We start from the raw sequence: 2,062 nt of genomic DNA, 5'->3' as shown, positions 1-2,062 counted from the left end.
CGTGCGACGGGCCTCGGCCACCGGGGAGCGCCCGGCGACGGGATAGCTGTCGCGCAGGCCGTACAGCGTCCTGGGCACACCGGCCGAATCGGCCAGGCACAGCAGGTCGCCGTCCTCGCCGGGCGTGTACGCGGCGGCGAAGGTCGCCCGCGCGAAGACGAGGGCCAGTTCGAGCACGCGCTGCCTGCGTTCGGGGGAGTCCGGGTCGGCCATGAGCGCGGTGAGGGCGTCCCCGGCACGCAGCACTCTCGTTCCGCGTCCCGTGCCGCCCTCACTGACCACGTCCGTATTACAGCGCTTATGGGGCGTCCGCGCAGCCCCCGTGACCCGTGCTCGCTCCCGAACACGCACTGTGCGGGGACCGGCCAGGGGGCCGTTCGCCGTGCGCGGTGGGCACGCACGAGGGAGATTTGGAGCCTGGGTCCCGTGCCGTGGCGCTGCGAGGAGGTGGTCGGTGTGCCCGACGGCCAGGCACCGGCGGCCCGCAGGGCCCCGGCGGGCAGCCCCCTGCTGTCGCTGGCGCTGGCCACGATGATGGACGGCGTCGACGCCCACTCCGGCGCGGTGTACCTGTTCGCGGCCGACGAGCCGGTGCTGGAGATGGCGGTCATGGCAGGGTTGCCGCGGGCATTCGCCGCGCCCTGGGAGCGGGTGGGGCTGAGCGCACCGATCCCGGTCGCCGAGGCCGTGCGCGAGCAACGGCTGATCTGGGTCGCCGGCGAGGAGGAGATGGCCCGCCGCTATCCGCGCGTCTCCGTGGTCCTGCCGTATCCGTTCGCGCTGGCCGCGCTGCCGGTGGCCACCGAGGCCGCCGTGTACGGGGCGGTGTTCGTGACCTGGCCGGGCTCGCACCCGCACGAGCTGTCCGACCGGGAGCGCGAGCACCTGACAGCGGCCTGCGAACGGCTCGCGGTACGGCTGGCGCGGGCCGCGGAGGAGAGCCGCCCGGTGCTGCCGGAGCCCGATCTGCTCGCCGCGCCGCCCACCGGGGGCGTGGCCGGCACACTCGGCTCGATAGAGGCGGCGCGGATGGTGGCACGGCTGCCGTACGGGTTGTGCTCCCTCGATCTGCACGGTCGTATCGCCTTCGGCAACGCGGCGGCCGCCGAGCTGATCGGGGTTCCGGTCAGCCGGCTGCTCGGCACCCAGCTGTGGGCGACGGTGCCCTGGCTCAACGACCCCGTGTACGAGGACCGTTACCGGGCCGCGCTGATCAGCCAGCAGCCCACGTCGTTCGTGGCGCTGCGGCCGCCGGGCGAGTGGCTGTCGTTCCGCCTGTATCCGAGTACGACAGGGCTGAGCGTCCGGGTCAGCCGGGCCCGGGGGGTGTCGGAGATGGGCCGGGTGCTGCCGCGGGCCGGCGGATCGCCGTCCCGGCTGGTGACCATCTCCCAGGTGCTGACCCTGGCGGGCGCGCTGACCCAGGCGGTGACGGTGCAGGACGTGGTGCAGCTGGTCGCCGACGAGATCGCCCCGGCCGTGGGCAGCCAGGCCCTCGTCGTGTTCGGTTCCCGGGCGGGCCGGCTGCATGTGCTGGGGCACCGCGGGTATCCCGACCCGCACATCGTGGAGCGGTTCGACGGGATGCCGCTGAGCGAGCCGACGCCGGGCGCGCATGCCCTGAACAGCGGGGTGCCCGCGTTCTTCGAGTCCCGCGAGGAGCTGGAGCGGCTGTACCCGATCCGGCACGCGACTCCGGACGGCTTCGCCGCGTGGGCGTATCTACCGCTGATCGCCTCCGGACGCCCGGTGGGCACCGTCGTGCTGGCCTACCCCGAACCGCGCGTCTTCGCCGCGGACGAGAAGGCGGTGCTGACCAGCCTCGGCGGGCTGATCGCCCTCGCGCTGGAACGGGCCCTGCTGTACGACGCCAAGCACCAGCTGGCGCACGGGCTGCAGGCGGCCCTGCTGCCGCCCTCGCTGCCGCCGCTGCCCGGTATCGACACGGCCGCGCGCTATCTGCCGGGTACCCGGGGCATGGACATCGGCGGCGACTTCTACGACCTGGTGCCGATCGAAGGTCAGGCGGCGGCGGTGATCGGGGACGTGCAGGGGCACAGCG

The 2,062-nt window shown here is 74.1% G+C and carries 1 protein-coding gene and 1 pseudogene; one reads left to right on the top strand and one right to left on the bottom strand.

The window, feature by feature from the left end:
- A pseudogene (locus ACTWQJ_RS50825) lies at positions 1 to 282 on the bottom strand (SpoIIE family protein phosphatase); the annotation flags it as partial.
- A gap of 165 nt (positions 283 to 447) precedes the next feature.
- Between ACTWQJ_RS50825 and ACTWQJ_RS50820 the strand changes: the two are divergent.
- The coding region (locus ACTWQJ_RS50820; protein ID WP_443313107.1) for a GAF domain-containing protein at positions 448 to 2,062 on the top strand (1,615 nt) is incomplete at its 3' end.

This window comes from Streptomyces sp. KR55 (genome assembly GCF_052245645.1).
Taxonomy (GTDB): Bacteria; Actinomycetota; Actinomycetes; order Streptomycetales; family Streptomycetaceae; genus Streptomyces; species Streptomyces flavusporus.
The sequence above is the reverse complement of the archived record's forward strand: the minus strand, read 5'-3'. Positions and strand labels throughout refer to the sequence as shown.